This is a genomic window from Vibrio sp. Vb0937 (assembly GCF_033338855.1).
On record NZ_JAWOTK010000339.1, the window covers coordinates 1 to 1,161 of the forward strand.

1 protein-coding gene is annotated in these 1,161 nt (G+C 46.6%); it reads right to left on the minus strand.

The genetic code is table 11. The annotated features are described in order from the left end of the window. Positions 1 to 1,161: DEAD/DEAH box helicase (locus R7P67_RS25535; RefSeq protein ID WP_318086413.1), on the minus strand; the 1,161-nt coding region annotated here is incomplete at both ends.

The window sequence follows — 1,161 nt, forward strand, 5'->3', positions numbered from 1 at the left end:
CGGTAAAAAGTAGGCTTCACTTTGGTCATCTTCCACTTCAAAGCCTTCTACCTGATCGCGTTCAAGCTGGAACTTATTTTTCTTTTCTATCACTTTAAAGTGGTGGTAGTCATCGTAATCGATAAGAGATAGACCTAGACCCACTTCCCCCGCACGGCCACTGCGTCCAATGCGATGCATATAATCGGCAGGACTACGCGGAAGATCGAAGTTAATCACCACTGGCAATTTTTCAATATCGAGACCGCGAGCTGCGATATCGGTAGCAATCAGTACTTGAATCTCACCAGACTTAAAACCATCAAGAACGCGAGTACGAGCGCCTTGCCCTTTATCGCCATGAAAAACTTCGGCAGTGATGCCGCGTTTTGACAGTTTCTGAGCTAGGTGGTTACAGGCATTCTTAGCGTTCACAAAAATTAAAGTCTGGCGCCATTGATGCTGTTTGATTAGATGTGCGAGTACCGCCGTCTTTTCACCTTTATTGACACTAAACACGCGCTGCACCAAAGTGCTGGCTTCTGCACTCTGTAACTGAACTTCAACGGGATCGTTAAGTAAGTGCTGAGCCAACGCTGTGACTTTCTCAGGGAAAGTAGCAGAGAATAGCAGTGTCTGTTTCTTCTCTGGCAGTAAGGCAAGAATCTTATTGAGCTCTTCGGTGAATCCTAAACTCAACATACGGTCGGCTTCATCGAGCACGAGCGTTTTTACTTGGTCTAACTTAATCGCATTACTCGATACCAGATCAAGTAGTCGTCCCGGCGTTGCAACAATGATGTCACAGCCGCCACGTAGCGCCAGCATTTGCGGGTTCACGGATACTCCACCAAATACGGCAACCGTTTTGATCTTATCTCTAAGATGGTATGAGTAAGATTTAACGTTGTAAGCCACCTGCGACGCCAGCTCACGAGTAGGAACCAAAATCAGATGAGAAACGAAGTTACCACGACGATCATTTGATTCACCTTGCTGAAGAATTTTCTGCAGAATTGGCAGCGAGAAAGCGGCGGTTTTACCTGAGCCCGTATTGGCTCCGCCTATCATATCCCTGCCATCAAGCACATGAGGAATAGCATGAGATTGAATAGGTGTTGGTTGGTTATATTCTAACGCTTCTAGTCGCTCGACTAAGGTTGGAATCAGGCCAAGATCGGC